The organism is Phenylobacterium sp. T106, assembly GCF_057219735.1.
On record NZ_JBXVWA010000004.1, the window covers coordinates 337,792 to 360,416 of the forward strand.

At 68.1% G+C, this 22,625-nt stretch carries 22 protein-coding genes and 1 pseudogene; 10 read left to right on the forward strand and 13 right to left on the reverse strand.

From position 1 onward, the window contains the following. Nucleotides 1-219: 219 nt before the first annotated feature. The 3 genes from AC2D8W_RS11945 to AC2D8W_RS11955 form a co-directional block, all read right to left on the reverse strand. On the reverse strand, nt 220-2,838 hold the full coding sequence (locus AC2D8W_RS11945; protein WP_484671719.1) for a hypothetical protein: 2,619 nt from the start codon (nt 2,836-2,838) through the stop codon (nt 220-222). Further along, the gene (locus AC2D8W_RS11950; RefSeq protein WP_484671720.1) at nt 2,838-3,122 is read right to left on the reverse strand and encodes a hypothetical protein; all 285 of its coding nucleotides are present in this window, start codon (nt 3,120-3,122) and stop codon (nt 2,838-2,840) included. The genes AC2D8W_RS11945 and AC2D8W_RS11950 overlap by 1 nt, the downstream gene beginning before the upstream one ends. A gap of 179 nt (nt 3,123-3,301) precedes the next feature. Then, on the reverse strand, nt 3,302-3,793 hold the full coding sequence (locus AC2D8W_RS11955) for a hypothetical protein (protein WP_484671721.1): 492 nt from the start codon (nt 3,791-3,793) through the stop codon (nt 3,302-3,304). Between the two features lie 178 nt (nt 3,794-3,971). Between AC2D8W_RS11955 and AC2D8W_RS11960 the strand changes: the two genes are divergently transcribed. Then, a complete protein-coding gene (locus tag AC2D8W_RS11960; protein WP_484671848.1) occupies nt 3,972-4,175 on the forward strand; it encodes a helix-turn-helix domain-containing protein in 204 nt (67 codons plus the stop codon). A gap of 28 nt (nt 4,176-4,203) precedes the next feature. Here AC2D8W_RS11960 and AC2D8W_RS11965 read toward each other — a convergent pair whose 3' ends face one another. From AC2D8W_RS11965 to AC2D8W_RS11985, 5 genes are all read right to left on the reverse strand, one after another. Next, nucleotides 4,204-5,337, reverse strand: coding sequence for a PIN domain-containing protein (locus AC2D8W_RS11965; protein WP_484671722.1), 1,134 nt, complete (start codon nt 5,335-5,337; stop codon nt 4,204-4,206). Between the two features lie 381 nt (nt 5,338-5,718). Then, nucleotides 5,719-7,179, reverse strand: coding sequence for an SH3 domain-containing protein (locus AC2D8W_RS11970; RefSeq protein ID WP_484671723.1), 1,461 nt, complete (start codon nt 7,177-7,179; stop codon nt 5,719-5,721). Nucleotides 7,180-7,247: 68 nt separating this feature from the next. After that, nucleotides 7,248-9,293, reverse strand: coding sequence for a caspase family protein (locus tag AC2D8W_RS11975; RefSeq protein WP_484671724.1), 2,046 nt, complete (start codon nt 9,291-9,293; stop codon nt 7,248-7,250). A gap of 150 nt (nt 9,294-9,443) precedes the next feature. Continuing rightward, nucleotides 9,444-10,022 carry a CC0125/CC1285 family lipoprotein gene (locus AC2D8W_RS11980; protein WP_293482380.1) on the reverse strand — a complete coding sequence of 193 codons (579 nt, stop codon included), beginning with the start codon at nt 10,020-10,022 and terminating at the stop codon, nt 9,444-9,446. Between the two features lie 80 nt (nt 10,023-10,102). After that, complete coding sequence (locus AC2D8W_RS11985; protein WP_484671725.1) at nt 10,103-10,510, reverse strand: MAPEG family protein; 408 nt, start codon at nt 10,508-10,510, stop codon at nt 10,103-10,105. Nucleotides 10,511-10,649: 139 nt separating this feature from the next. Here AC2D8W_RS11985 and AC2D8W_RS11990 point away from each other — a divergent pair, with 139 nt between their 5' ends. Further along, nucleotides 10,650-10,856, forward strand: a complete 207-nt coding sequence (locus AC2D8W_RS11990; protein WP_293482382.1) for a KTSC domain-containing protein — start codon at nt 10,650-10,652, stop codon at nt 10,854-10,856. Nucleotides 10,857-10,868: 12 nt separating this feature from the next. On the opposite strand, the gene AC2D8W_RS11995 is transcribed toward AC2D8W_RS11990, so the two are convergent. The 3 genes from AC2D8W_RS11995 to AC2D8W_RS12005 all read right to left on the reverse strand — a co-directional run bounded on the left by AC2D8W_RS11995 (nt 10,869) and on the right by AC2D8W_RS12005 (nt 14,476). Further along, a complete protein-coding gene (locus AC2D8W_RS11995; protein ID WP_293482383.1) occupies nt 10,869-12,098 on the reverse strand; it encodes an argininosuccinate synthase in 1,230 nt (409 codons plus the stop codon). A 67-nt stretch (nt 12,099-12,165) separates the two neighbouring features. Beyond that, nucleotides 12,166-12,537, reverse strand: coding sequence for a hypothetical protein (locus AC2D8W_RS12000; protein ID WP_484671726.1), 372 nt, complete (start codon nt 12,535-12,537; stop codon nt 12,166-12,168). A gap of 1 nt (nt 12,538) precedes the next feature. Beyond that, entirely contained in the window at nt 12,539-14,476 is a 1,938-nt protein-coding gene (locus AC2D8W_RS12005; protein ID WP_293482385.1) for a potassium transporter Kup, read from the reverse strand. A gap of 1,383 nt (nt 14,477-15,859) precedes the next feature. On the opposite strand from AC2D8W_RS12005, the gene AC2D8W_RS12010 reads away from it, so the two are divergent. After that, nucleotides 15,860-16,660, forward strand: coding sequence for an SDR family NAD(P)-dependent oxidoreductase (locus AC2D8W_RS12010; RefSeq protein WP_484671727.1), 801 nt, complete (start codon nt 15,860-15,862; stop codon nt 16,658-16,660). Between the two features lie 572 nt (nt 16,661-17,232). On the opposite strand, the gene AC2D8W_RS12015 is transcribed toward AC2D8W_RS12010, so the two are convergent. After that, on the reverse strand, nt 17,233-17,913 hold the full coding sequence (locus AC2D8W_RS12015) for a MarC family protein (protein WP_484671728.1): 681 nt from the start codon (nt 17,911-17,913) through the stop codon (nt 17,233-17,235). Nucleotides 17,914-17,960: 47 nt separating this feature from the next. On the opposite strand from AC2D8W_RS12015, the gene pyrF reads away from it, so the two are divergent. Then, entirely contained in the window at nt 17,961-18,686 is a 726-nt protein-coding gene (gene pyrF, locus AC2D8W_RS12020) for an orotidine-5'-phosphate decarboxylase (protein ID WP_484671729.1), read from the forward strand. 49 nt (nt 18,687-18,735) lie between these two features. On the opposite strand, the gene AC2D8W_RS12025 is transcribed toward pyrF, so the two are convergent. After that, nucleotides 18,736-19,302: a hypothetical protein gene (locus tag AC2D8W_RS12025; protein WP_484671730.1), complete on the reverse strand. Its 567-nt coding sequence runs from the start codon at nt 19,300-19,302 to the stop codon at nt 18,736-18,738. Nucleotides 19,303-19,385: 83 nt separating this feature from the next. Here AC2D8W_RS12025 and AC2D8W_RS12030 point away from each other — a divergent pair. The 6 genes and pseudogenes from AC2D8W_RS12030 to AC2D8W_RS12055 form a co-directional block, all read left to right on the forward strand. Then, a pseudogene (locus tag AC2D8W_RS12030) lies at nt 19,386-19,520 on the forward strand (orotidine 5'-phosphate decarboxylase / HUMPS family protein); the annotation flags it as partial. A gap of 433 nt (nt 19,521-19,953) precedes the next feature. Then, the gene (locus tag AC2D8W_RS12035; protein WP_484671731.1) at nt 19,954-20,625 is read left to right on the forward strand and encodes a hypothetical protein; all 672 of its coding nucleotides are present in this window, start codon (nt 19,954-19,956) and stop codon (nt 20,623-20,625) included. After that, nucleotides 20,622-20,930 (forward strand): hypothetical protein, encoded by a 309-nt coding sequence (locus tag AC2D8W_RS12040; protein ID WP_484671732.1) that lies wholly within the window; start codon nt 20,622-20,624, stop codon nt 20,928-20,930. The genes AC2D8W_RS12035 and AC2D8W_RS12040 overlap by 4 nt, the downstream gene beginning before the upstream one ends. Continuing rightward, on the forward strand, nt 20,917-21,228 hold the full coding sequence (locus tag AC2D8W_RS12045) for a hypothetical protein (protein ID WP_484671733.1): 312 nt from the start codon (nt 20,917-20,919) through the stop codon (nt 21,226-21,228). The genes AC2D8W_RS12040 and AC2D8W_RS12045 overlap by 14 nt, the downstream gene beginning before the upstream one ends. Nucleotides 21,229-21,403: 175 nt before the next feature. Further along, on the forward strand, nt 21,404-21,916 hold the full coding sequence (locus AC2D8W_RS12050; protein WP_484671734.1) for a DUF488 domain-containing protein: 513 nt from the start codon (nt 21,404-21,406) through the stop codon (nt 21,914-21,916). Beyond that, on the forward strand, nt 21,864-22,616 hold the full coding sequence (locus tag AC2D8W_RS12055) for a hypothetical protein (RefSeq protein ID WP_484671735.1): 753 nt from the start codon (nt 21,864-21,866) through the stop codon (nt 22,614-22,616). The genes AC2D8W_RS12050 and AC2D8W_RS12055 overlap by 53 nt, the downstream gene beginning before the upstream one ends. Nucleotides 22,617-22,625: the final 9 nt, after the last annotated feature.

A 22,625-nucleotide genomic window follows, 5' to 3' on the forward strand; every position in this document is an offset into this window, starting at 1 on the left:
CAGAGGCGACTAAGGCGGCGCCTTTCCCCGGGGCGGATCCCCTGCGCGGCGGCTGACTCCAACCTCGCGAGGGGTGAAATCACAGCGGGACGGCGGACGGGACGGGACGTTCTGCGCGAGGTGGCCGACGTCCTGCCGACGCCATGCCGTGCGGCCTAGGGGTGTGGGGCACCCCTACCCCTACCCACCCATCTCTATGTCCCGTCCCGTCCCACGTGCTCACCACTCATCGGAAACCCTCTTCTCGAAGGACGGGGGAACGACCTCCAGAGGAAGGCCGATGCAGCGAGACTTGGCCGCCGAGTTCGGGAAGCGGATCGGGTTGGCGGGCGAGAACGCCCCGGGGTACTGGCCCAGCGCGCGCTTCCAAGCTGCCCGCTGCCATCGCGTGCCCTCGAAGATGCGGTCGATGGCGGCCGAGCCGTTCCGAATCATGAGGCCGGGCTGGTCTCCGGTGGTGATGACTCGTATGTCGAAGGTGGACAGGATACGCGCCGCGCCGCCGGTGTCGTTGGAGGTGGAAGCGCCCGTCAGGTGTTCCAGTTCGCAGCCCAGCCAGTGAGCTAGCGGGTAGGTTCCGCCGACCTCATCGCGCACAACATGGGCGAAGAGGTGGTCCAGCGCGTCCTGCGCGTCGTTTCGCTCGTGGGCGCGAGCGTGATGCTCGATCGCACCGGCATACTCGGCCGCCCACGCCATCGCCTCCTGCGCCGCCGGGGGGCGGCCGTGGAGGGCGATGAAAGCGCCCGACAGGACCGTCGCCATGTTCTGCCGATGGCGGCTGGTAACGCTGTGCAGGGCCGTCTGGAACGTCTCGATGGCCGTGGCGATGTGGTGGACGTTGGACGCCATCCAGCCGCACCAAGCCGGGCCAAGGGGCTCGAAAAACGCGTGCTCCTCCTGGATGTGTCGATAGAGCACGATGTCCCCCTCGTGGGGCAGCAACTCCAAGAACAGGATGCGGGTCTCGTCGGCCGGGTTCATGCCGGTGACGTTGATCGCCGAGAAGAAGAAGGCTGTCCTGATACTGTATTGGATGGCTTGGCCGCCTTGCGTTCCCCTCAGCACCGGCGACTCCGCCGAGGAGGCGCTGCGGGCCAACCGGATGACCCCGGCCAGCCGTGAGACGCCCTGGTCGGTCTCGAACTCGTCGACGACGACCGGCAGGCTGTCGCACCCTAAGACCTGTCGAATCCCGGCCTCACTGCTCTGGCCGTCGATGGACACGCCGAGCGGACGTAGGATTGAGCTTGCCAGCCGGTGGACGGTGGACTTGCCGGACGCCGCGGGGCCGTAAACGAAGCAGTGCGGACGCCACGATAACGCTCCGCAGACCGCGGCGACCGCCAACCATCCCAACAGGATAACCGCGTCCTGCGGCCGCCTCCAGGAGAACTTCTGGAGAAGGCTCAAGAGCCGATCGGTCGGGAAGGCGGCCTGCTGCGGGACATCTAGTGGTTCGAAGCAGAGGTAGAGGTTCTTGAGGCCTTGAGGGATCTCGGCACCCAGATTGATCACGACCTGGCCATTTTCGAGCCAAACGCCTCGGCCCCTCACACGCGCAGGATTGAATGGTCCCGCTTCGCGGCATGCCGCCATCAGTGTCTCCCCGGCAGCTCCTGCGTCGAAGCCTCGCTCAACGTCGGGGAAAGCGCCCTGCCAGAAGTCCCGCTCGGCCAGGCCGAGCAGGACCTTGTAGTCGAGGATCTGGCCGGGGGTCAGGAACACCGGGATCCGGCGCCTCTGATCGATCAGCGCGAAAGCGCCCCAGTTGGTGAAGCCTACCGGGATCGGCCCAAGCTCGCCGGGGTCGTAGCGCCTGCCGAGCTGGATCGGCGATTTCACTCGGCCGAAGTGCGGACATTCATCGCAGAAATGATCGTTGCCCGCATCGCGAATGGCTTCGCAGGTACGGGGACCGGCCTCTGCCAACGCGCGCGCCAGCTTCTCGTCCGCCTCCCTTGGCTCGTAGCCGGGATGCTGCCGGCTATAGTCGTGGAAGTGCTGCTCGCCATCCTTCGTGCGCGCCGTGATCGACGCGGCAGCATACCAATCGGGCTCTGGGCACGTCGCGGCGCCCTCTCCGGTCACGTGCCGATACCAGGCGCAGTGCAGGCGGATTTTCAGATGGTGAGCCGGAAGCCCGTCCCGTCTCCTACGAGGCTTAGCGCCAACGCGCTTCCGTTCCTCTTCGTATAGCGAGGGGTCGATGCGCGCGTCGTGATTGAGGATAATCGCTTCGACAGGTTTGGGCGGCTTGGACTTATGGTTGAGGGTCCCGGGCAGGCGGCACACTCGCGCGAGATCCTGGACGCCATCGATCTCATAGCCCTCGTTCCGGAAGACTTGGCTGAGTTCGCGGGCGAAGGCCCTGCGGCAGGCCTCGTGAGCCTTCCTCTCCTTGGCGTCGCGGAACGTAATCGGCTTGTCAAACGCCCAGTGGGCGTGGAGGCCGTTGCCAGTGTGAATGACCATGGTGGGACGGTGGACGAACTTGTCCAGCACCCTCAACGCCGTTTCCTCATCGGGCGGATAGGCCTTGTGGCTCTTCTTACTCGATGCAAAGTCGATGTCGGCAAAGAAGCCCCCGACGGTCGCGGTCGAGCTGCTTCCGCCACGCTGCTTGGGGTCGAGTTCCCGCTCCTGGGTAGCGACCCCGATATAGAGATCGTTAGTCGGCTTGAGCCGTTCGATCTCACCAGCGAGTTGGGGCAGAGCCAGGGGCGAGTAGAATTGGGATTTCTTCGTCGTGCTTTCCCAAAGCACGACGTGGCCATCGAAGTCCTTGCCGAACAGCAGATCGACCAAGGAGAGCGGGGGAAGGTTGAGGCTCTTCATCACGCGCGCCCCCCGAGGCCGGCGACGGCGATAGCCGCTTCGATGTCTGGCAGGCGGACGCGCTTGCGGGCGTTGCCGAATTGGTAGCTGGGCAGGTCGCCCCGGTTCACCGCCCGCAGCAAGAGCCAGTAGTGGAGTCCCGTAATCTCGGCGGCTTGGCGAATGCTGTAGAGCTTGTTGAAGTCCACGGCAGCCGGCTGCCCGGCTTCCACTTTCAACTCGGCCTGATGGGGAGGTTTGGCGCGCCGCAGGCTCGCGGGCACCTTGGTGATCGTCTTAGACATGTTTGCCTCGTGGTTAGTGAGGCCCACACATCAAAGGTGATTCGCGCGTCTTGGGGGGAGGGTAGGAGGGTGCCCCCTCCATTCCCCTGGCTTAAAACGAGAGGGATGGGAGTTGAGCGGCCACCCGTACTTCTTGGGGCGCGAACCGCCTTGAGCGTGCTTTTCCTACTACGATTCGATCAGACGGCGACCGACCACACCTCGACGCCGCCGCGCTCGTAGCGGGGCAAGCGTTTGGTCTCGTCAAAGCCCGGCGCGCTGAAGAAGATATAGCGGTGCGTCTCCTCACGGCCGGCCAGCTTCACCAGATCCTTGTTGAGCTTGTTGTTGCTGCTGGGCTTCGTGACGGCAAACGTCTCGGCGCCGACCAGCCCCGGCGCGATGCTCATGATGTCTAACGGAATGGACATGTGGGCGCCTGGCGCGACGTGGAAGCCGCCGGCCTCGGGGTGGAGCTCCAGCAGTTTGCGGGCCGCCTCCAAGGCGACCGCATATGTCCACGTCTGGTTCAGCTGTTCCAGCAGGTTGAGCGGCCGGTCCTCAACAGGGTGGAAGCCGACCGGTTGAAACTTCATCTGGCGCAGGAGGTCGAGCGGGTCGCCGCGATGCGAGACGATCCACGCCTGGGCGCGCGCCGCAGATGCTCGGATCTGATTGAGATGCCGATCCACGTCGGCCGCACTCCTGACGACCAGGTATTTCTCGGCGAGACGTGGGGCGGGTGCGAGGGACAAGCGGGCAGCCGCTACGTATAGTCGTCAAGCAGATGCTACGTATCGTCTGTAGAAGTAAAGTCATCATTTCCCGACCGTCCGCCCCGTGGACGGGCCGGCGACCAGCCTCAGGAAAGTGTTTGCTGCGAACGTCAGACGGCTTCGCAAGGAGGCCGGCTTGAGTCAGGAAGCCTTCGCCGATCTTTGCGGGCTTCACCGGACCTACATTGGCTCCATCGAACGCGCGGAGCGAAATGTGTCCCTCGACAATATCGGGCGCATTGCAATGGCACTTAAGGTCAGTGCTGCGGAAATGTTAAGTCAGGAGCCGTCGCGCTAGCCGGAGAGCTGGTGGCGGCTCGACGCCGTCATTCCTCGCCATCGTCCCAGCTTTCCGGCTCTGGCTCTTCCTCGTCAGCTTCGACGTGACCGAAATCCAGACTCGTGAACGGGTCTCCGGAAACGTCTATGTCGAATAGGGCGGAAGGATCGTCGCGCGCGACTTCGATCGTCATCGGTAAGGACAGGTCAATAGTACGAGACACAGCCGCGCCGCCGATCGGGATATTGTCTCCCTCATCGCGCACATAGAATGTGAACGATGCATCTGCTTCGACAGTGCAATCCACGTCGAAGCTGATCGTAATCGATTCATCTGTGGATGAGATGGCATCTACGGTGGCGAGTTCTATGTCGCTCCTTCCGACGAGCGAGGATCCCTCATACTCGGCGTAGTAATGGAAGGCTGTAGACGCATCTATATTTGGGTACATGTCATCCACGAAGCCCTGTACCGCTTCGTCAATCGCCGTCGAGAGTTCTGCCAATTCTCCCTGGTTCAGCTGGGCGACCACGCGCTTGGCAACGAATGTGTCTTCCTCGTTGAAGCTCCCGAGCAGCCCACGGAGATCGTCCACGCAGACGATCCAGTCCGAGTTCGCAGCGAATTTCCTCCAGCCGCTGTCTTTGGAGACGGCGACGACAAACTTCGACCGAGCTTGCGCCCAAGCTTCCAGTGACATCAGAGCTAGGGCATCAGGGAACTCATGCTTCTTGTCCGTCTTGTTGGCAAAGGGCGGACGCGCTGAGAAGTAGCTCTCCAACAAAGCGTTCAGGTCCACGTTTCCAGCGCTTGATTGAACCTCTGCGCCCGTAGCCGCGATGTAGGCGTCAAGCGTGACTTGGGCTGAACTCCGGGCGTCTGGAGTTGCTGCTAGGGAGGCTATTGCCTTGGGCAACGCGTCGATGACACCCCAGGCAAGATCGAATTCCCGCGCTGCAGCCCTTAGCCTCGCCGCTGCTTCCTCGGCTCTTCTCTGAATATGAGCTCGCACCTCACCGGCAACCACGTCGGTGAGCAGATAGCGAACGCCGGTGCCCTTGAATTGCCCGAGGCTAAGGAAGAGGGGACGCGTCAGATTACATTGCGCAGCATCGAACGTGTTGGTGTCGAGGGTTATGGCGCCGATCTTGCCAGCCGCTATGGCTGCCCTCAGTTCCACATTCCCCCAAATTGGCATCAGGCCGATCCTCGCTTACCGCTGAAGCCATCCATCGAGCGCCGCCCAAGATTCGCTCTGGTTGCAGCCTGGTCACAAGTTCGTCGTTGCGCAGAATTTGGAGATGCGCGACGCCATCACACACTGTTAGCAGTCGCAATTGGAGATTGTTTCGGCTGGTGCCCTTTGCACTCTTCTGCAATTCCCGATAGCTACGAACACCCGGTTGAATTCACTGAACAACCAGTCCCCGCGCTTGCCAAGGTTGGGGTCGGGCGTTCGAATCGCCTCGCCCGCTCCATTTTCCACTCGATCGACAGTGTGGCCGAACGACGTCTCGGCCGACGCAGGCCCCGCCGCCTGGCGGCGGGGCGTCGTCGGGTTTCAGCCGCCGCGCAGGCCGTCGAGCCAGGCGTAGAACACGTTGTCGCGCCGCTGCGCCGCCTGGACGTCGGTCATCAGGCTGGAGAGGCGGCCCTTGCCGTTGTCGCGCGCGGCGATGACCGACTGGTTGTAGGCGCGGATGTTCGTCGGCCCGGCCGGGACGGGCGGCGGCGGGGGCGCCTTGGCCTGGGCCTGGCCGCGCCCGCGGCCCTGCGCCTGGCCCCGTCCGCCGCCGCCGGCCTGGGCCTGCTGCACCGGGGCCGATCCGGGCGGGCCCACATCGGAGGCGCGCACGTAGCCGGGCGAGCCCGCCACGTCGATCTCCCACCAACCGCCATCGGGCTGCGCCGTCTTGGGCTGGATCTGGCGGCCGGCGGGCAGGTTCATCAGCACGTCCGCCGAGGCCACGGGCGCGGCGCGGACCGCCGAGGCCCGAAGCGCCACGAGGTTGGACGGCGGCGCCGCGGGCGGCGGGGCGGCCGCCTGCTGCTGGCCTGCGGCGGGCGCCGCGCCGGCCTTCGGCATGGCGAGCCGGGTGGTGTCGGCCGCGGGGGCGTAGGCCGGCGCCTGGCCGCCCAGCACCTCGGCCTCGGACGCGCCGTCGGTCATGGCGCGGCCCTGGGTGAAGGTCTTGGCCATGCCGGTGTGCTGGTCGACGACGCCGCCGGTCAGGTCGATGTCCTTCTTCAGCGCGGCCACCAGATCGGTCCGCTCGCGGCGGATCGCCTTGCGGTCCTTGTCGTTGGTCGCGCCCGCGAGGCGGGTGTTGATATCGGTGAGCTGGCGCGCGCGGCAGTCCACCAGGGCCGCGCCGTCGTCGGCGATCTTGCGGCTCACCGTGAGCTGGCGGCCGGCGTCCTGGTCGATGTTGAACGACGCCTTCTTGAGGTCTCCGCCGGCCTCCTGCTCCTTCAGGCGCGCATAGGCGTCGGCGGTGGCGACGATGGCCACCAGGACGGCCAGCGCGGCGTAGGCCTTCATGTTGTCGCCGCCGCCCAGGCCGACGTCGCTGATGCCCGGCACCTGCAGGCCCATGGCGCCCGACAGCATGTCCTGGCCGAACAGCATGGCGGGGGCCGGCGCGGGCGCGGCCCCGGACGGCTGGGGCGCCTGCGCGGCCTGCTGCATCGCCAGGCCGCCGACCGCGCCCATGAGGCCGCCCATGCCGCCCATCGCGCTGCCGAAGCCGCCGCCCCGGCCCACGGGGATGCCGCCGCTCATGACGCCCTTGGCGAGGACGACCGCGCCCTGCTTCAGCCCTTCGCCCACGGCCGAGGCCATCTTGGAGCGCTTGAGGTCCTTGTATTCCTTGTCGAGCTTCACCAGCCCGGCGCGCTCGGTTCCGCAGGCGTTGAGCACACCGTCCTTGCCCTGCGCCAGCACCGGCTGGACGCTCATGCTGAGCAGCGCCGCCGCGCTCACCGAAAGGCGGAACGCCCGCCCGCGAAGCCCTTGCACCATCACCCCATCCCTCCCGGAGCCCGGCCGGATCCGCGGGGGCGGACGCGGGCTCAGCGCTCTCAAACCCTCTACCGCGCGCCCAGCCGCTGCAGCTCGGCCTGCGCGCCCTCGTCGCCCGCGGCGGCGGCCTTGCGGTACCACTCGACCGCGCGGGCGCGGTTGGCGGGCACGCCCTGGCCCCCCTCGTACATGATCCCCAGGTTGCGCATGGCCGCCGCGCTGCCGCGGTTGGCCGCCTCCTGGAACAGGCGCACCGCCTCGGCCGGGTTGGCCCGGACGCCGGCGCCGCGCGCGGTCAGGCTGCCCAGGCCCAGGTAGCCGCGCGCGTCGCCCGCGGCGGCGGCCTTGCGATAGTACTCCGCGGCTCGGCCGTAGTCCTGCGGCAGGCCGGCGCCGTTCTCGAGCATGACGGCCAGGCTGGACATCCCCTCGGCGCTGCCCAGCTCGGCCGCGCGCTGGTACCAGGTGGCCGCCTGGACGTCGTCCTTGGCCACCGCCTCGCCGTCCTCGTAGGCGTATCCCAGCCGCACCATGGCGTCGGTGTCGCCCGCCACGGCGGCCCGTTCATAGAGCGTGAAGGCGCGGCGCACGTCCTTGGGCACGCCCACGCCCTGTTCGTAGAGGTCGCCCAGCTGGGCGATGGAGGGGCCGTCGCCGGCGTTCACCGCCTTCTGCAGCCAGCCCGCGGCCTGGCGAGCGTCCTGCGGCGCGCCGCGGCCGCGCAGGTAGGCCTCGGCGAGCATGCCCATGGCGGTGGCCGAGCCGCGGTCGGCCGCCCGCTGCAGCGTCTGGAAGCCGGCGCCCTCGTCCTTCGCCGTGCCGAACCCGTTCAGCTGGCAGAGCGCCCAGTTGACCATGCCGCCGGAATGGCCGGCTTCGGCCGACTGGCGGAACCAGCGGGCGGCGGCGCCCACGTCCTTCGGCGCGCCCTTGCCGGTCAGCGACATGACGCCGAGGTTGTACATGGCCGCGCCGTTGCCCTGCTGGGCGGCGGTCGACCAGTCGCGGAAGGCCGTGCGGTAGTCGCCGCGGGCGAAGGCGTCGCGGGCGGCGACCACCAGCTCCTGGCCGGGCGTGGCCGAGCGGGACGCCACCTGGAACGACCCGGCCGGCAGCTTCTCCAGCGCCCGCATGCGGTTGGATGCGAGCTTGCGGAACGAGCCGGTGATCTCGCCCCGGTCCTGGGCCTCCATGTAGGCCTTGAAGTCGGCCGGATCGTCGGAGTCCTTGATCGACTGCCAGAAGACCTGGTCCTTCTCCCACTTGATCTTCGTGAGGTCGGCGGCAGGCGCGGCCGACGCCTGGCGCGCGGGGCCGTTGGGGTCGAAGCTCCAGTGGACGTTCGGCCAGATGCCCTGCAGGTCGGGCGTCTGCTCGCCCTCGGTCATCCGCTCGACCTCGGCCTGCACGTAGCTGGGGAGCTCGCCGACGGTGATGCCCGGCCGCGTAAGGCCCTGGGTCAGGGCGATGGCGAACGGGCTGTTGGCGGCGCCACCGGCCCCGTCCTGGGCGACCTGTCCGGGCCCGGCCGCCATCAGGGTGACCACCTGCACGCTCGTGGGGCCCGTCTCGCGGGCGAGGCCGCGGGTGTTGCCGCCCAGGCTGCGGGTGGCCGTCGGGTTGTTGCGGCAGGCGTCGAGGATGATCAGGCGCACGGCCTTGGCGCCCATCAGAGACTGGCCCAGCCGCGCCGATTCCACCGAACTGCCGGTCAGCGACGACTTGTTGGTCGAAATCGCGTCCTTGGGCAGCAGGTAGTTCACGCCGTCGATCATGGCGCCGTGACCCGCGTAGTAGACCACCGCGGCCTCGGAGCCCTTGGCCATCTCCTCGAACTCGCCAAGGCCCTCGATGAGCTGGATGCGGTTCGGGTCGGCCAGCACCTTCACCTGGAAGCCGAGCTTCTGCAGCGTGCCCTGGACGAGCTTCGCGTCCTTGGCAGGGTTCGCGAGGCTGGGGACCTTGTCGTACTTCGAGACGCTGACGATCAGGGCGACGCGCTGGGCGGCCCACGCCGCCGGCGCCAGGGCCGCGTTCAGCACCACGGCCACGATCACCGCTCTCCAGCGGCGCTTCGGACGATGCCGATCGGGGGGCGTCGGCGCCCTCAGCATGGACTCAAACCCTCCAGCCGCACGCGCGGCCGACCTCGCCGACGACTCAACATCACCGGGCCGCGGCGATCAAGATGAAGCGGGGCCGCCGCGAGGACGGCCCCCTTCACCTATTCGTGGAAGGTCTGGCCTTGGACGCCGCCCACGCCGCTATCGCGGCTGCGGGTAGACGATCCGCGGACGCAGGTTGTCGATGACGGCCCGGGCCTCGAACGCCCGCGGGCTGTCCTGCGGCTTGGCTCCGCGGCCCATGAGGACCTCGGCCGACGCCTCGAACCGCTCGACGGTGCGCACGTCCACCCGGTCGGCCCAGAAGGGGTCGCCCCAGAAGGGATCCCAGGTGCGCCAGCCGAAGCCGCGCCCGTAGTAGCGCCAGGACGGCCGCCAGAAGCCGTAGGCGCCGTACCAGGGCCGGTACAGCGGATCGGGCTCGACGTAGGTGCGCACCTTCTTGTCAGTGTCGCGCTCCACGATCTCGAACCAGTCGTAGCCGCTCTGCACCGTAAGCTCGGCGGCGCGGAAGAGCAGGTAGCCCTCGACCGTCTCGCGATCGGTGAGCGAGTTGCCCGAGAAGTTGACGCGGAAGCGGTTGGGCTCGATCCGAACCTCGGAGTAGCCGCCCGACGTGGCGTTGCCGCGGACGTTGGGCTGATAGGGCGTGGGCGTCGCGCAGGCCGCCAGTCCCAGCGACAGGGCGATGGCGGCGAGGGCGCTGGATTTCCTGAACATTTCTCTCGTCTCGGACTCGGTCGCCCCTCGAGGGGGATGTAGGAAGCGGAACACTCGGCCGCAATTGTGGTTGCGGCCGCTCAGACGCCCCCGGTGACCACCGCCGCGTAGACCAGCCGTCCCAGGGCGCCGAACAGCAGCACCGCCACGGCCAGGGCCTGGATCATGAAGCCCAGCTCCCGCTTCTTCGGGTCGGCCACATAGCCCAGCTGGTAGACGACGCGCCCGACGATCCACACCAGGCCCACGGCGGCGGCCACGAGGTCGTTCCAGTAGATCGCGAAGAGCCACAGGGGCACGAGGAACAGCGGCAGCCACTCCAGGGTGTTGTAGTGCGCCCGAATGGTGCGCTCGAGGACGGGATCGCCGGTCGTCGCGGGGGCGGCGATGCCGCTCTTGGCGCGGGCGCGCCCGACCTGCAGGCCCATCCAGAAGTAGACCAGCAGCGCCAGCAGGGTGACGATGGCCACGGGGATGTGCGGTTGCATGGGCTGTCCTCGCTCGATGTGCCGGCGCGTCTCGGATGGCGCGCCGTTCATGGCAGAGCTTGGCACGCGCCGGCCCCGGCGGGAACCGCCCGGGACGCGGGGAATTCGTTTGTGGACCGTGCGAACCCGGGAGCACGCCATGGACGTGGACTCCGCCGCCATCCAGGCCATCGACTACGACGCCGTCCGGGCGAAGCTCCTCGTCCGCTTCAGCAGCGGCGAAAGCTATGTCTACGTCGGCGTGCCCTGCGAGGTGCACCGCTCGTTCGTGGACGCGGACTCCAAGGGCCGATTCTTCCAGGCCGAGATCCGCGACCAGTACCCCTACAACCGCCTGAACGCCTGACGCGGGCCTGCGTCAGCCCGCCCGCTTGTCGCGCTTGGCGCCTACCCGCAGTCGCAGCGCGTTGAGCTTGATGAAGCCCGCGGCGTCGCGGTGGTCGTAGGCGACCTTGCCTTCCTCGAACGTGACCAGCTCCTGGTCGTAGAGCGAGTAGGGCGAGGTGCGGCCGATCACGGTGACGTTGCCCTTGTAGAGCTTCACCCGCACCTGGCCCGTGACGTTCTTCTGGCTGTAGTCGATCGCCGCCTGCAGCATCTCGCGCTCGGGGGCGAACCAGAAGCCGTTGTAGATGAGCGACGCGTACTTGGGCATCAGCTCGTCCTTCAGGTGCATCGCCCCGCGGTCCAGGGTGATCGACTCCATGCCCCGGTGCGCGTGGAGCAGGATCGTGCCGCCGGGCGTCTCGTAGACGCCCCGCGACTTCATGCCGACGTAGCGGTTCTCCACGAGATCGAGGCGGCCCACACCATTGTCGTGGCCCAGTTGGTTCAGCCGGGTCAGCAGAGCGGCGGGCGAAAGCCGCTCGCCATCGATGGCGACGGGATCGCCGTGCTCGAAGTCCATCGTGAAGACGGTCGGCCGGTCGGGCGCCGCCTCAGGCGCGATCGTGCGCATGTGCACGAACTCGGGCGCCTCGACGGCGGGATCCTCGAGCACCTTACCCTCGGACGAGGAGTGCAGCAGGTTGGCGTCGACGCTGAAGGGCGCCTCGCCGCGCTTGTCCTTGGTGATCGGGATCTGGTGCTTCTCGGCGAAGTCGAGCAGGGCCTCGCGGCTCTTGAAGTTCCACTCGCGCCAAGGGGCGACCACATGGATGTCGGGTTCGAGGGCGTAGTACGCCACCTCGAAGCGCACCTGGTCGTTGCCCTTGCCGGTGGCGCCGTGCGCCACGGCGTCCGCGCCGATGGCCCGAGCGATCTCGATCTGCTTCTTGGCGATCAACGGCCGAGCGATCGAGGTGCCCAGCAGGTACTGGCCCTCGTAGACCGTGTTGGCGCGGAACATGGGGAAGACGTAGTCGCGGACGAACTCCTCGCGGATGTCCTCCACGAAGGCGTACTCCGGCTTCACGCCCAGCATGATGGCCTTGTCGCGCGCGGGCGCGATCTCCTCGCCCTGGCCGAGGTCGGCCGTGAAGGTCGCCACCTCGGCGCCCAGTTCGGTCTGCAGCCACTTGACGATGGTGGAGCTGTCGAGCCCGCCGGAATAGGCGAGGACGACCTTCTTGACGGGCTGAGCGGCCATGGGCGGCGGAGGCTTTCGACGAGGGTTGGATCGGTCGCGCGCCTTTAAGGACACGCGGGCGGCGGGTTCAAGGCTTAAGCACGCCTTCGGAGTCCAGCGTCCGCATCGCGCGCCGCAGCCAGACCAGATGGACGAGGGCCATCACGGGGGCGAGTGCGAGGCGCACGAGGAACACGAGCAGCGGGCCGCCGGTGTCGGGGCTCGGCGTCCGGGCGGCGGCCGAGAGGATCAGGCCGAGCGCCAGCGGGATCCCCACCACGAGCAGGAAGGCCACGGTGCGCGGGGCCCGCCAGACCGTCCGGCCCCGGAGGCTCCATTGCATCGGCACGCGCGCATCCGGCGGGATCACCTTCGCCGCGCGCCGGGTGGCTGAGGCGATGGTCGCCATGACGAAGATCCAGACCGCGTCGCCCACGATCGCGAGGACGTCGAGTTGCATCTCAGACCGTCACCTGGGCGCCCATTTCGACGACGCGGCCCGGCGGGATCTTGTAGAAGTCGGTGGGGTTGGCGGCGTTGCGCATCAGGAAGATGAAGAGCTTGTCCTGCCAAAGCGGCATGCCGGACTGCGCCGATGGGACGACGCTGCGGCGGCCGAGGAAGAATGACGTCGCCATGATGTCGAACTTCAGGCCCTGCTTGCGGCAGAGGCCGAGGGCCTTGGGCACGTTCGGCTGCTCCATGAAGCCGTAGGCGATCACCAGCTTCTTGAAGTCGTCGTTGATGGGCTCGATGCGGATGCGGTTCTCGTCCGACACGCGCGGCGTCTCGGCCGTGTGGATGGTCAGGATGATGTTCTTCTCGTGCAGCACCTTGTTGTGCTTGAGGTTGTGCATCAGCGCGACCGGGGCGGTGTCGGGATCGGACGTCAGGAAGATGGCGGTGCCCGGCGCCCTGTGCGGCGCCCGCACCTTCAGGATGTCGGCCAGCTCGGCCAGGGGCACGCTGTCGCGCCGGCTCTTCTCGGCGAGCAGGGCGGCCCCGCGCGTCCACGTCCACATGATGACCATCAGCGCCGCGCCCAGCGCCAGCGGCAGCCACGCCCCGTCGAAGAACTTCAGCAGGTTCGAGGTGATGAACACCACGTCGATCAGGCCGAAGACGAGCGAGGCGCCGGCGGCCTGCCAGACCGGCCGCTTCCACATGTAGCGGACGATGTAGAAGAACAGCAGCGTGTCCACGAACATCGAGCCGGTGACGGCGATGCCGTAGGCCGAGGCCAGGCTGGAGGAGTCGCGGAACATCGCGATCAGCACCAGCACCCCCACCATCAGGAAGGTGTTCACCTGGGGCACGTAGATCTGGCCGGCCTGGGTCTCGGACGTGCGCCGGATGTCGATGCGCGGGAAGAGGCCCAGCGACACCGCCTGCTGCGTCATCGAGAACGCCCCGGTGATCACCGCCTGGCTGGCGATGATGGCCGCCAGCGTCGCCAGCGCCAGCACCGGCCAGTAGGCCGCCTGGGGGATCATCTCGAAGAAGGGGTTCGCCCGCGCCGAAGGGTCCGACAGCACCAGCGCCCCCTGGCCGAAGTAGTTGAGCACCAGCGCCGGCAGGCACAGGCCCAGCCAGGCCGCCTGGATCGGGCGTTTCCCGAAGTGGCCCATGTCGGCGTAGAGCGCCTCGGCGCCGGTCACCGCCAGGAAGACGCTGCCCAGGATGACGAAGCCCAGGAAGCCGTTGTCGACCAGGAACAGCACCCCGTAGTGCGGCGACAGCGCCCGCAGGATCGAGAAGTCGTCCGAGATGTGCAGCAGGCCGAGCCCGCCCAGGGTCAGGAACCAGAGCGCGGTGATCGGCCCGAAGAACTTCGCCATGCTGGCGGTGCCGCGGGACTGCACGAGGAACAGGGCGACCAGGATGACCGCCGCCACCATCTGGACCGTGCCCTGGTCGAGGCGCGAGCCGATGCCGGGCGCGAGCTTCAGGCCCTCGACGGCGCCCATCACCGACACGGCGGGCGTGATGATCCCGTCGCCGTAGAACAGCGCCGCCCCGGCCATCCCCAGCACGAAGATGATCAGCGAGCGCCGGCCGGGACTGACCCGCTGGGCCAACGCCATGAGCGCGAGCGTGCCGCCCTCGCCCTTGTTGTCGGCGCGCATGAGGAAGACGACGTACTTGATCGTCACGATCAGGATCAGCGCCCAGGTGATCAGCGACACGACGCCGAGCACGGCCATTTCGCCGCCGCCCCCGCCGCGGGCGTGCCCCAGCGCCTCGCGCATGGCGTAGAGGGGGCTGGTCCCGATGTCGCCGAACACCACCCCGATGGATCCGAGCGCAAGCGCCCAGAAGCCTTCCTTGTGCTGGGAATGCCCGTTGGGTTGCGACGAGTCTTCGGACGCCCTGTCGGCGTCGACGGCCTTTTCAGCCATCCAATATCTCCGGGAGGCCCCGTGAGGCTCCCAAGGCGGCCCTATGCCGTCGCGGCGGGCGCGAATACACCCAAACGAGACGCCGTTCAATCGCAGCCAGCCGCCGCCGGCTGAGAGGGTGGGGGCGCTGCCTTCAACACTGTCATCCCGGTTTCGCCGGAGGCGAAGACCGGGATCCATAGACTCCGTGGGTCCGGAGGGGGCGCGGCGGCGATGCTGGCGGGCCGCCACGACAATCGGGCGCGTATGGGTCCCGGTCTTCCGCATTCGCGGAAACCGGGATGACAGCGGAGAGGGAGGGAGTTCGTAGGGGTCCAGGCTCAACCCAAAGCTTCCGACCGTCCCGGCGAATGCCGGGACCCAGATCCATGGGCGGGGTGATGGTGGGAAGGGCTCCGAGCCTGCGGAACCCGCTTCCGCGCCATTCCATCTGGATCCCGGCATTCGCCGGGATGGTCGGGTGGTGGGTGGGAGCGCTACCTCAAACGCTGTCATCCCGGTTTCGCCGGAGGCGAAGACCGGGACCCATAGACTCCGTCGTGCCGGAAAGGGCACGGCGGCGGCGGCGGGCCGCCACGACAATCGGGCGCGTATGGGTCCCGGTCTTCCGCATTCGCGGAAACCGGGATGACAGCGGAGAGGGAGGGAGTTCGTAGGGGTCCAGGCTCAACCCAAAGCTTCCGACCGTCCCGGCGAATGCCGGGACCCAGATCCATGGGCGGGGTGATGGTGGGAAGGGCTCCGAGCCTGCGGAACCCGCTTCCGCGCCATTCCATCTGGATCCCGGCATTCGCCGGGATGGTCGGGGGTTGAGGGGGGCTGCGATCTCAAACGGCTGTCATCCCGGTTTCGCCGGAGGCGAAGACCGGGATCCATAGACTCCGGGGTTCCGGAGGGGGCGCGGCGGCGGCGGTGGCGGGCCGCCACGACCATCGGGCGCGTATGGGTCCCGGTCTTCCGCTTTCGCGGAAACCGGGATGACAGCGGAGAGGGTGGGAGTTCGTAGGGGGCCAGGTTCAACCCTAAGCTTCCGACCGTCCCGGCGAATGCCGGGACCCAGATCCATGGGCGGGGTGGTGGTGGGAAGGGCTTCGAGCCTGCGGAACCCGCTTTCCAGCCATCCCATCTGGATCCCGGCATTCGCCGGGATGGGGTGTTGGGTGGGGGTGCTGCCTCAAACGCTGTCATCCCGGTTTCGCCGGAGGCGAAGACCGGGACCCATAGACTCCGTGGGTCCGGAGGGGGGCGGCGGTGGCGGTGGCGGGCCGCCTCCGCCATCGGGCGCGTATGGGTCCCGGTGTTCCGCTGCGCGGAAACCGGGATGACAGCTGAGAGGGTGGGGGGCGGTTCCCACTTGCCGGGACGCGCTCTAGGTTCGCGGCGATGGATCGGAAACTGGCGCTGGTGACGGGCGCATCGGCGGGGATCGGGGCGGCGTTCGCGCGGGTCCTGGCCCGCCAAGGCTACGACCTGGCGCTGACGGCGCGGCGGGCCGAGCGGCTGGAGGCCCTGGCGGCGGAGGTGCGCGACCGCCACGGCGTGGAGGCGCTGACGATCGCCGCGGACCTGGCCGATCCCGCGGCGCCGGGGCGGATCCTGGAGCGCCTGGGCGAACAGGGACGGCAGGTGGACGCGCTGATCAACAACGCGGGCTACGGCCTGCCCGGAACCTTCGCCGAGACCGGCTGGGACGACCAGGCGGCCTTCGTCCAGGTGATGGTGACCGCGCCGTGCGAGCTGGCGCACCGGGTGATGGGCGGCATGGCCGAGCGCCGCTTCGGCCGCATCGTCAACGTCGCCTCGCTGGCGGGGCTGCTGCCGGCGGCGGCGGGGCACACGCTGTACGCCGCCTCGAAGGCCTTCCTGGTCCGCTTCTCCCAGAGCCTGCACCTCGAGGGGCGGGCGCGCGGCGTGCACGTGACGGCGCTGTGCCCCGGCTTCACCTACTCCGAGTTCCACGACGTGAACGGCACCCGGGCGCTGGCCGACGCCTCGACGCCGCGCTGGCTCTGGATGGACGCCGGGCCGGTGGTCGACGCGGGCTGGCGGGCGGTGGAGGCGAACCGGCCGGTCTGCGTGCCCGGCGGCGTGAACAAGGCCATCGCGGCGTTCGCCAAGGCGCTGCCCGAGGACTGGGCCCTGGCGCTGATGGCGAGCCAGGGCGGGCGGCTGCGGAAGACGTAGGGGGAACCGCGGAAGACGCGGACGGCCGCCTGCGGCGTCCGCGCGGAAGGGGGGCGGTGGGCGCCCCGTTAACCGCAGAGGTCGCGGAGGAGGCGCGGAGGGCGCGGAGGTCTCTGCGCGCTCTGCGTTCTTCTCTGCGTCCTCCGCGGTTCAATAGAGCGCCTGCGGCGTGAAGCCCGTTGAGGACGGGCGCTCGTAGGGGTCCAGCTTCCGACCGTCCCGGCGATTGCCGGGACCCAGATCCATGGGCGGGGGTGGTGGTGGGAAGGGCTCCGAGCCTGCGGAACCCGCTTCCGCGCCATTCCATCTGGATCCCGGCATTCGCCGGGATGGTCGGGGGTTGTGGGGGGCTCTACCTCAAACCCTGTCATCCCGGTTTCGCCGGAGGCGAAGACCGGTATCCATAGACTCCGTGGGTCCGGAGGGGGTGCGGCGGCGGGCCGCCCCGACAATCGGGCGCGTATGGGTCCCGGTGTTCCGCTTTCGCGGAAACCGGGATGACAGCGGAGAGGGTGGGGGGCGCTTTCCGTGCGGGCGCCGGAGGCGGCTGTCCGTGTGTTCCGTGGTTCCCCCTAGTACGGATTGGCGACGCCGGGGCGGATGAAGCCGATGGTGCTTTCGGCGAAGCCGGCGAGGATGAACTGGACGGCCAGCGCGCAGAGGATCAGGCCCAGGACGCGCACCACGATGGTCAGGCCGATGCGGCCCAGGATGCGGGTGATGAGCGGCGTGGCCAGGAAGGCGAGGAGCGTGGCCAGCGCCACGGCGGCGATCACGCCCACGCCGACGGCCGCGCCCGCCATGCCGAACGCCCGCGCCTGGCTGGCGTAGATCACCACGCTGGAGATCGCGCCCGGCCCGATCAGGAGCGGCATGGCGAACGGGACGATCATCCGCTCGAAGCGCTTGCGCACATAGGCGCGGCCCGTCCCGGCCGGCGCGTCGGCGGCCTCGCTGAAGGTGGCGGTGAAGTCGTCGCGGGCCATCTCCAGCCCCAGCAGGAACAGGATCACCCCGCCCGCGATCCGGAACGCCGGCAGCGAGATGCCGAAGAACTCCAGCAGCGACAGGCCGGTGAAGTAGAAGAAGGTGAGGAAGCCCAGGACGAACAGGGCGATGTAGAGCGCGATCCAGGCCCGGTCGCGCGACTTCACGCCCGCCGTCGCGGCCGCGAACAGCGGCACGTTGCCCACCGGGTCGATCAGCGCGAACAGCGCCACGAAGAAGTTGACCGCGAACTCGGCCTGGCTCATTCCAGGGTCTTAGCCCAAATCGCCACCCGCCCCAACGGAGCCACGCCATGGCCGCCGCCGCCGCGCTCGCGCAAGCCGACACCAAGGCCGACCCGCGCCTGATCATCCCGCTGGACCTGCCCAGCGTGGGCGAGGCGCGCGCGATGGTCGAGACCCTGGGGGACGCGGTGGGCTTCTACAAGGTGGGCCTGGAGCTGTTCGCGGGCGGCGAGGGAATGACGCTGGCGCGCGAGCTGAAGGCGGCCGGCAAGCAGGTGTTCCTGGACTGGAAGCTGCACGACATCGGCACCACGGTGCAGCGGGCCGCCGCCGTGCTGGCCGGCTCGGGCTGCGACTTCCTGACCGTCCACGGCGAGCCGCAGGTGATGGCCAGCGCCGTGCGCGGCCGCGGGACCTCTGGGCTGAAGATCCTGGCGGTGACGGTGCTGACCAGCCTCACGGACGAGGACCTGATCGAGACCGGCTACCACGAGACCGCCCGCGCCCTGGTGGAGCGGCGCATCCACCAGGCGATCGCCGCCGGCTGCGACGGCGTGATCGCCAGCCCCCACGAGGCCGCGCTGGCCCGCGCCCTGGGCGGCAGGGACTTCCTGGTGGTGACCCCCGGCGTGCGCCCCGACTGGGCGGCGAAGAACGACCAGGCCCGCGCCGCGACCCCGGCCGACGCGCTGCGCGCCGGCGCCAGCCACATCGTCTGCGGCCGCCCCATCACTGCGGCGAACGATCCGCATGCGGCGGCGCGGCGGGTGGCGGGGGAGATGGCGGGGGTTTAGGGGGGGCGGCGGGAGCGGCCATCCGGGTCCGACCGGAACCGGACCTGCCCTAGTCGGCGAGTTCCAGAGCCCGATACGGCGCCTCGTCCGCATCGGTTTCCAACGTCAGGGGAAGCAGCCCGTCGTCCACCATCGCGATAGGGGTTCCCCAACACGCTTCCAGCGCCTTGCCCGCCTCGCGCCACCACTTCGCGACCGGACCTTCGTAGTCGGATCGAACGTCATAGGTCCCATCGGGCCTTCGTGTCGCCAGGTTCACCCGTGCGCCATGGAAGGGAGCGATCCCCAGAGCGGGCGGCGGGGTCGGAATCTCTCGGACGCTGCGCACGACGTGGGTGAGCGCGGGGCACCGCCTGCCATCGATCCAGACCCGCTCGATGCGATGCGTAGGCCCCGTGATGCCGGCCGTGGTCCGCGTTCGGCGCTCCGCCATCCAGAACGGTCCGGCCTTCGACCAGACCTGCCGCAAGGCCAGGCTCTCGTAGGTCCCGGTGTAGTGTCCGGCGACCACCCTCACCCGATATGTGTCCTCGAAGCTGGGCGCCGCGTTCGCCGGGCCGCCGAGGCTTGCGAACAGGGCGGCCAGGACCAGTCGATGCAGTGGGCCGATCTTCATGGACGAGCATCCTGAACACCAGCGTGACGGCTTCAAGGCGCGTCTCGAGGAAGATTGAAGACCGCCCGGCTTCCGAGCCGCGCGAACCCCGCGCCGCGACGCCGGCCGACGCGCTGCGCGCCGGCGCCAGCCACATCGTCTGCGGCCGCCCCATCACCGCCGCGAACGATCCGCATGCGGCGGCGCGGCGGGTGGCGGGGGAGATGGCGGGGGTTTAGGGGGTAGGGGAGGGGCTTGGCCCTTCGGCGGCCGCCCTGCGCCTTACATCCCATGGACGGAGTTTGCCTGGCGTGGTCGCCTGCTCAAGGACGGCCCGCAGGGCCGCCGCGGGGCGGCGCGCGCGGCACGCGCGCGTCCTTGACCAGGCGCCCACGCCAGGCTCGCAATCAACCATGGGATCGAAGGACGCCTCTCTGCCCTGGCGGGCAGGGGGAGGCGAGGGGGGTCGCAGAAGGGCCAGGAGGGGAGCTTGGGATCGGATCCGGAAGCGGACTCCCGGAGAGGGCTAGCGCGGCACCAACCTGGCCGCGAAAGGCGCTCGCCCGCTCGGTATGCCGAATAGGCGCAGCTTGAGCCAAGGGCGAAAATTCGAGGTATGAGTGTCGCGTGGCCGTGTTGCTCCACCTCCCTCGATCTGCTGTAGCGCGCGGCATGGCTGCCTCGATCATTGCCGCCGGCGTCGCGCTGTGCGTCACCATCGCCGAAGAAGGGGCGGCCGCGCCGGCCCCGATGGATCGGCCTTCCATGGTCATCGCTGTCGCGCCGCCAGCGGCTGACGACAAAGCCTGGTATGAAAAGGGACCATGGCCGATTGTAGGTGGCGTCGCAGCGCTGGTCGTCACCAACGCCGTCGCAGTGGGCGTTGTCTATCTTCAGGCCTCGCGCGGCTTCAACGCTGTCCTGCGCCAGCGCCGGATCGAGGCTCTCTCCGCCTCGCTCAGCGAATTCTATAATCCGCTCCTAGCCCTGCTCGACATCAACGGCGAGGTTTTCGACAAGACCGGGCCGCCCAGCTTCCCGGAAGGCGAGATCGAGCGCGGCGGTGCCGCCCTCGTTTGGGCTGAGACCAAGAAGATCATCCTGGAAAACAACCGTCGCATCCTTGAGATTCTCCGCACCAGGACCCATCGGCTGTACGCGCGCGACAGCCTGGGCGCGTACAACGATCTCATGATCCACGTCGCGATGTATGAGACGTTCCAGACCATCCCCACCGACCGTTATCGCGGATTCTTCTTTCCGAAGAACGTTCGCCAACATATCGCCGACATGCGCGACCTCGTGCTGGCCGACTTCCACGCCCTGACCGGATCGCAACTATGACGACCTTCTGGCTGAACAAGCAGCTCTCAACGATGAGCGGTGTGGTGACCGACGCCGGCAACCCCGTGCTGTCCATCGAGTTCGCCGGCCGCCGCGAGCGCATCTATTGCCCAGACCCTAGCGAATATAAGGCCACGGCCGAGGTGGTCGACAAGGCCCACCAGCTAGGGGCGACTATCGTCGCGTATAGCGAGACCTGGGGTGAGGGGACCTACGAGGCCAAGGAATACGCCAAGAAGCTGAAAATCAGTCTGATGCCCTACAAGTCGCTGTTCGGTTACCTCGGCCGCTATGGCGTCCGATGAGGCGATACTGGCTTGGCTGAAGGGAAGGCTGCGCGCTCACGCTTCCAGGCTGTACGCCGCTTATCAGTTCGGCTCGTCCCTAAATCCGGCTGCGAAACCAAACGACATCGACCTGGCCCTGGTGTCTGTCGATGGTGCCGGCGAGCCGCGATGGCGGGACACCTTAATTCTGGCCGCTGAACTGCGGGGAGCCTTCGGCCTCGCGTTCCACATGCCGCTGTCGATCATGGTGCTGACGCCGTCGGAATGGTTGGAGGTTGATGGCGTGATCGTGCGTGAGCGGCGGAGGCTCCTTTAGCGAGATTCTCGTCGAGGGATCACCACATCAGCCGTGTGCCAGGAACTGAGCTTCGGACCGTTGCGGAAATCGGACATCCGCAAGCGCCTGTAAAATAGTCCACGTCCGGTTTTGTCAGGCCGAGGGTGGAAGCCGTTAACCACCCCGGAGGTACGGCAGGAAGGTGGAGGCGACTATGTTAGAGCTGCTCACCATCGGGTACGAAGGAAGCACCCCGGAGGCGTTCGATGCTGCCCTGGCGGCTGCCGGCGTAGAGGTTGTCGTTGACGTACGCGCCGTCGCAGCTTCGCGCCGACGGGGCTTTGCGAAGACCGCCTTATCCGACCGCCTCACAGGTGCGGGCATCCGCTACATCCACCTACGCGAACTTGGCGACCCGAAGCCCGGCCGTGACGCCGCGCGCGCGGGCCGTTGGGCCGAATTCCAGTCAATCTTCTCCGCGCATCTGGCGACGCCCGAGGCCCTCGGCGGCCTTGCGCGCCTAGCCGAACTGGCCCGGAGCCAGCGCACGGCGTTGCTCTGCTACGAGGCCGACGCCGCGCAGTGTCACCGCACCATCGTCGCCGAGAGGGTTGCGCACGGTTGCAAACTGGTTGTTGCTCATCTTCAAGCTTCACCATTTGAGATGGGAAAGCATGAGCGGGATCGAACGGATCGTCATCTTGGTGAAGGCCGCGCCGCACCCTAGCCGGCGCTATCAGGAGACGGTCTGCTGCGCCGGGGTGACGCCCGAAGGTCAATGGCGGCGCCTCTATCCCGTGCGCTTCCGGCACCTTAGCGGCGACGCCAAGTTCTCCCGCTGGGACACGGTCGAGTACAAGTGGCACAAGCCCAAGGACGACCCGCGAACGGAGAGCCGGCGGGTCGAGGAACAGAGCTTGGCGATCACAGGCAAGCTGCCCCGTAAGGATCATGCGCCCTTCCTGGACCCCCTCCTGCGGGCCTCCTACGCGGAGGCGGCCGGGCGCGGCGAGACGCTCACTCTGGTGCGTCCCAAGAGCCTGAGCTTTCGATGGCGCCGCAAGTCCGACGCCGAGGTCGCGGGCGAGAAGATGGCCTTTGCCGCAGCGTCCGCTCAGGGGAGCCTTCTCGACGAACCGCTCAAAGCCTTTGAGCCCAGTCCTTTCCACCTCCGAGTGGGTTTCGAGGATGCGGCGGGCCCGCATCACATGACGTGCGGGGACTGGGAGACGTCGGCCACGTTCTTCAACTGGCGCAAAAGCTACGGCGAAGCCGAAGCGTTGACCCGCCTGAAGGATGTCTACGAGGAGACGTACATGGAGAAGGGCGTGGCGCTCGCCATGGGCACAGTCGCCAAGCGGCCGAAGCAGTGGTTATTGCTCGGCATCATCCGCATGGATGAGGTCTTTCAGCCCCGGTTCCTCTGAGGCATCCTT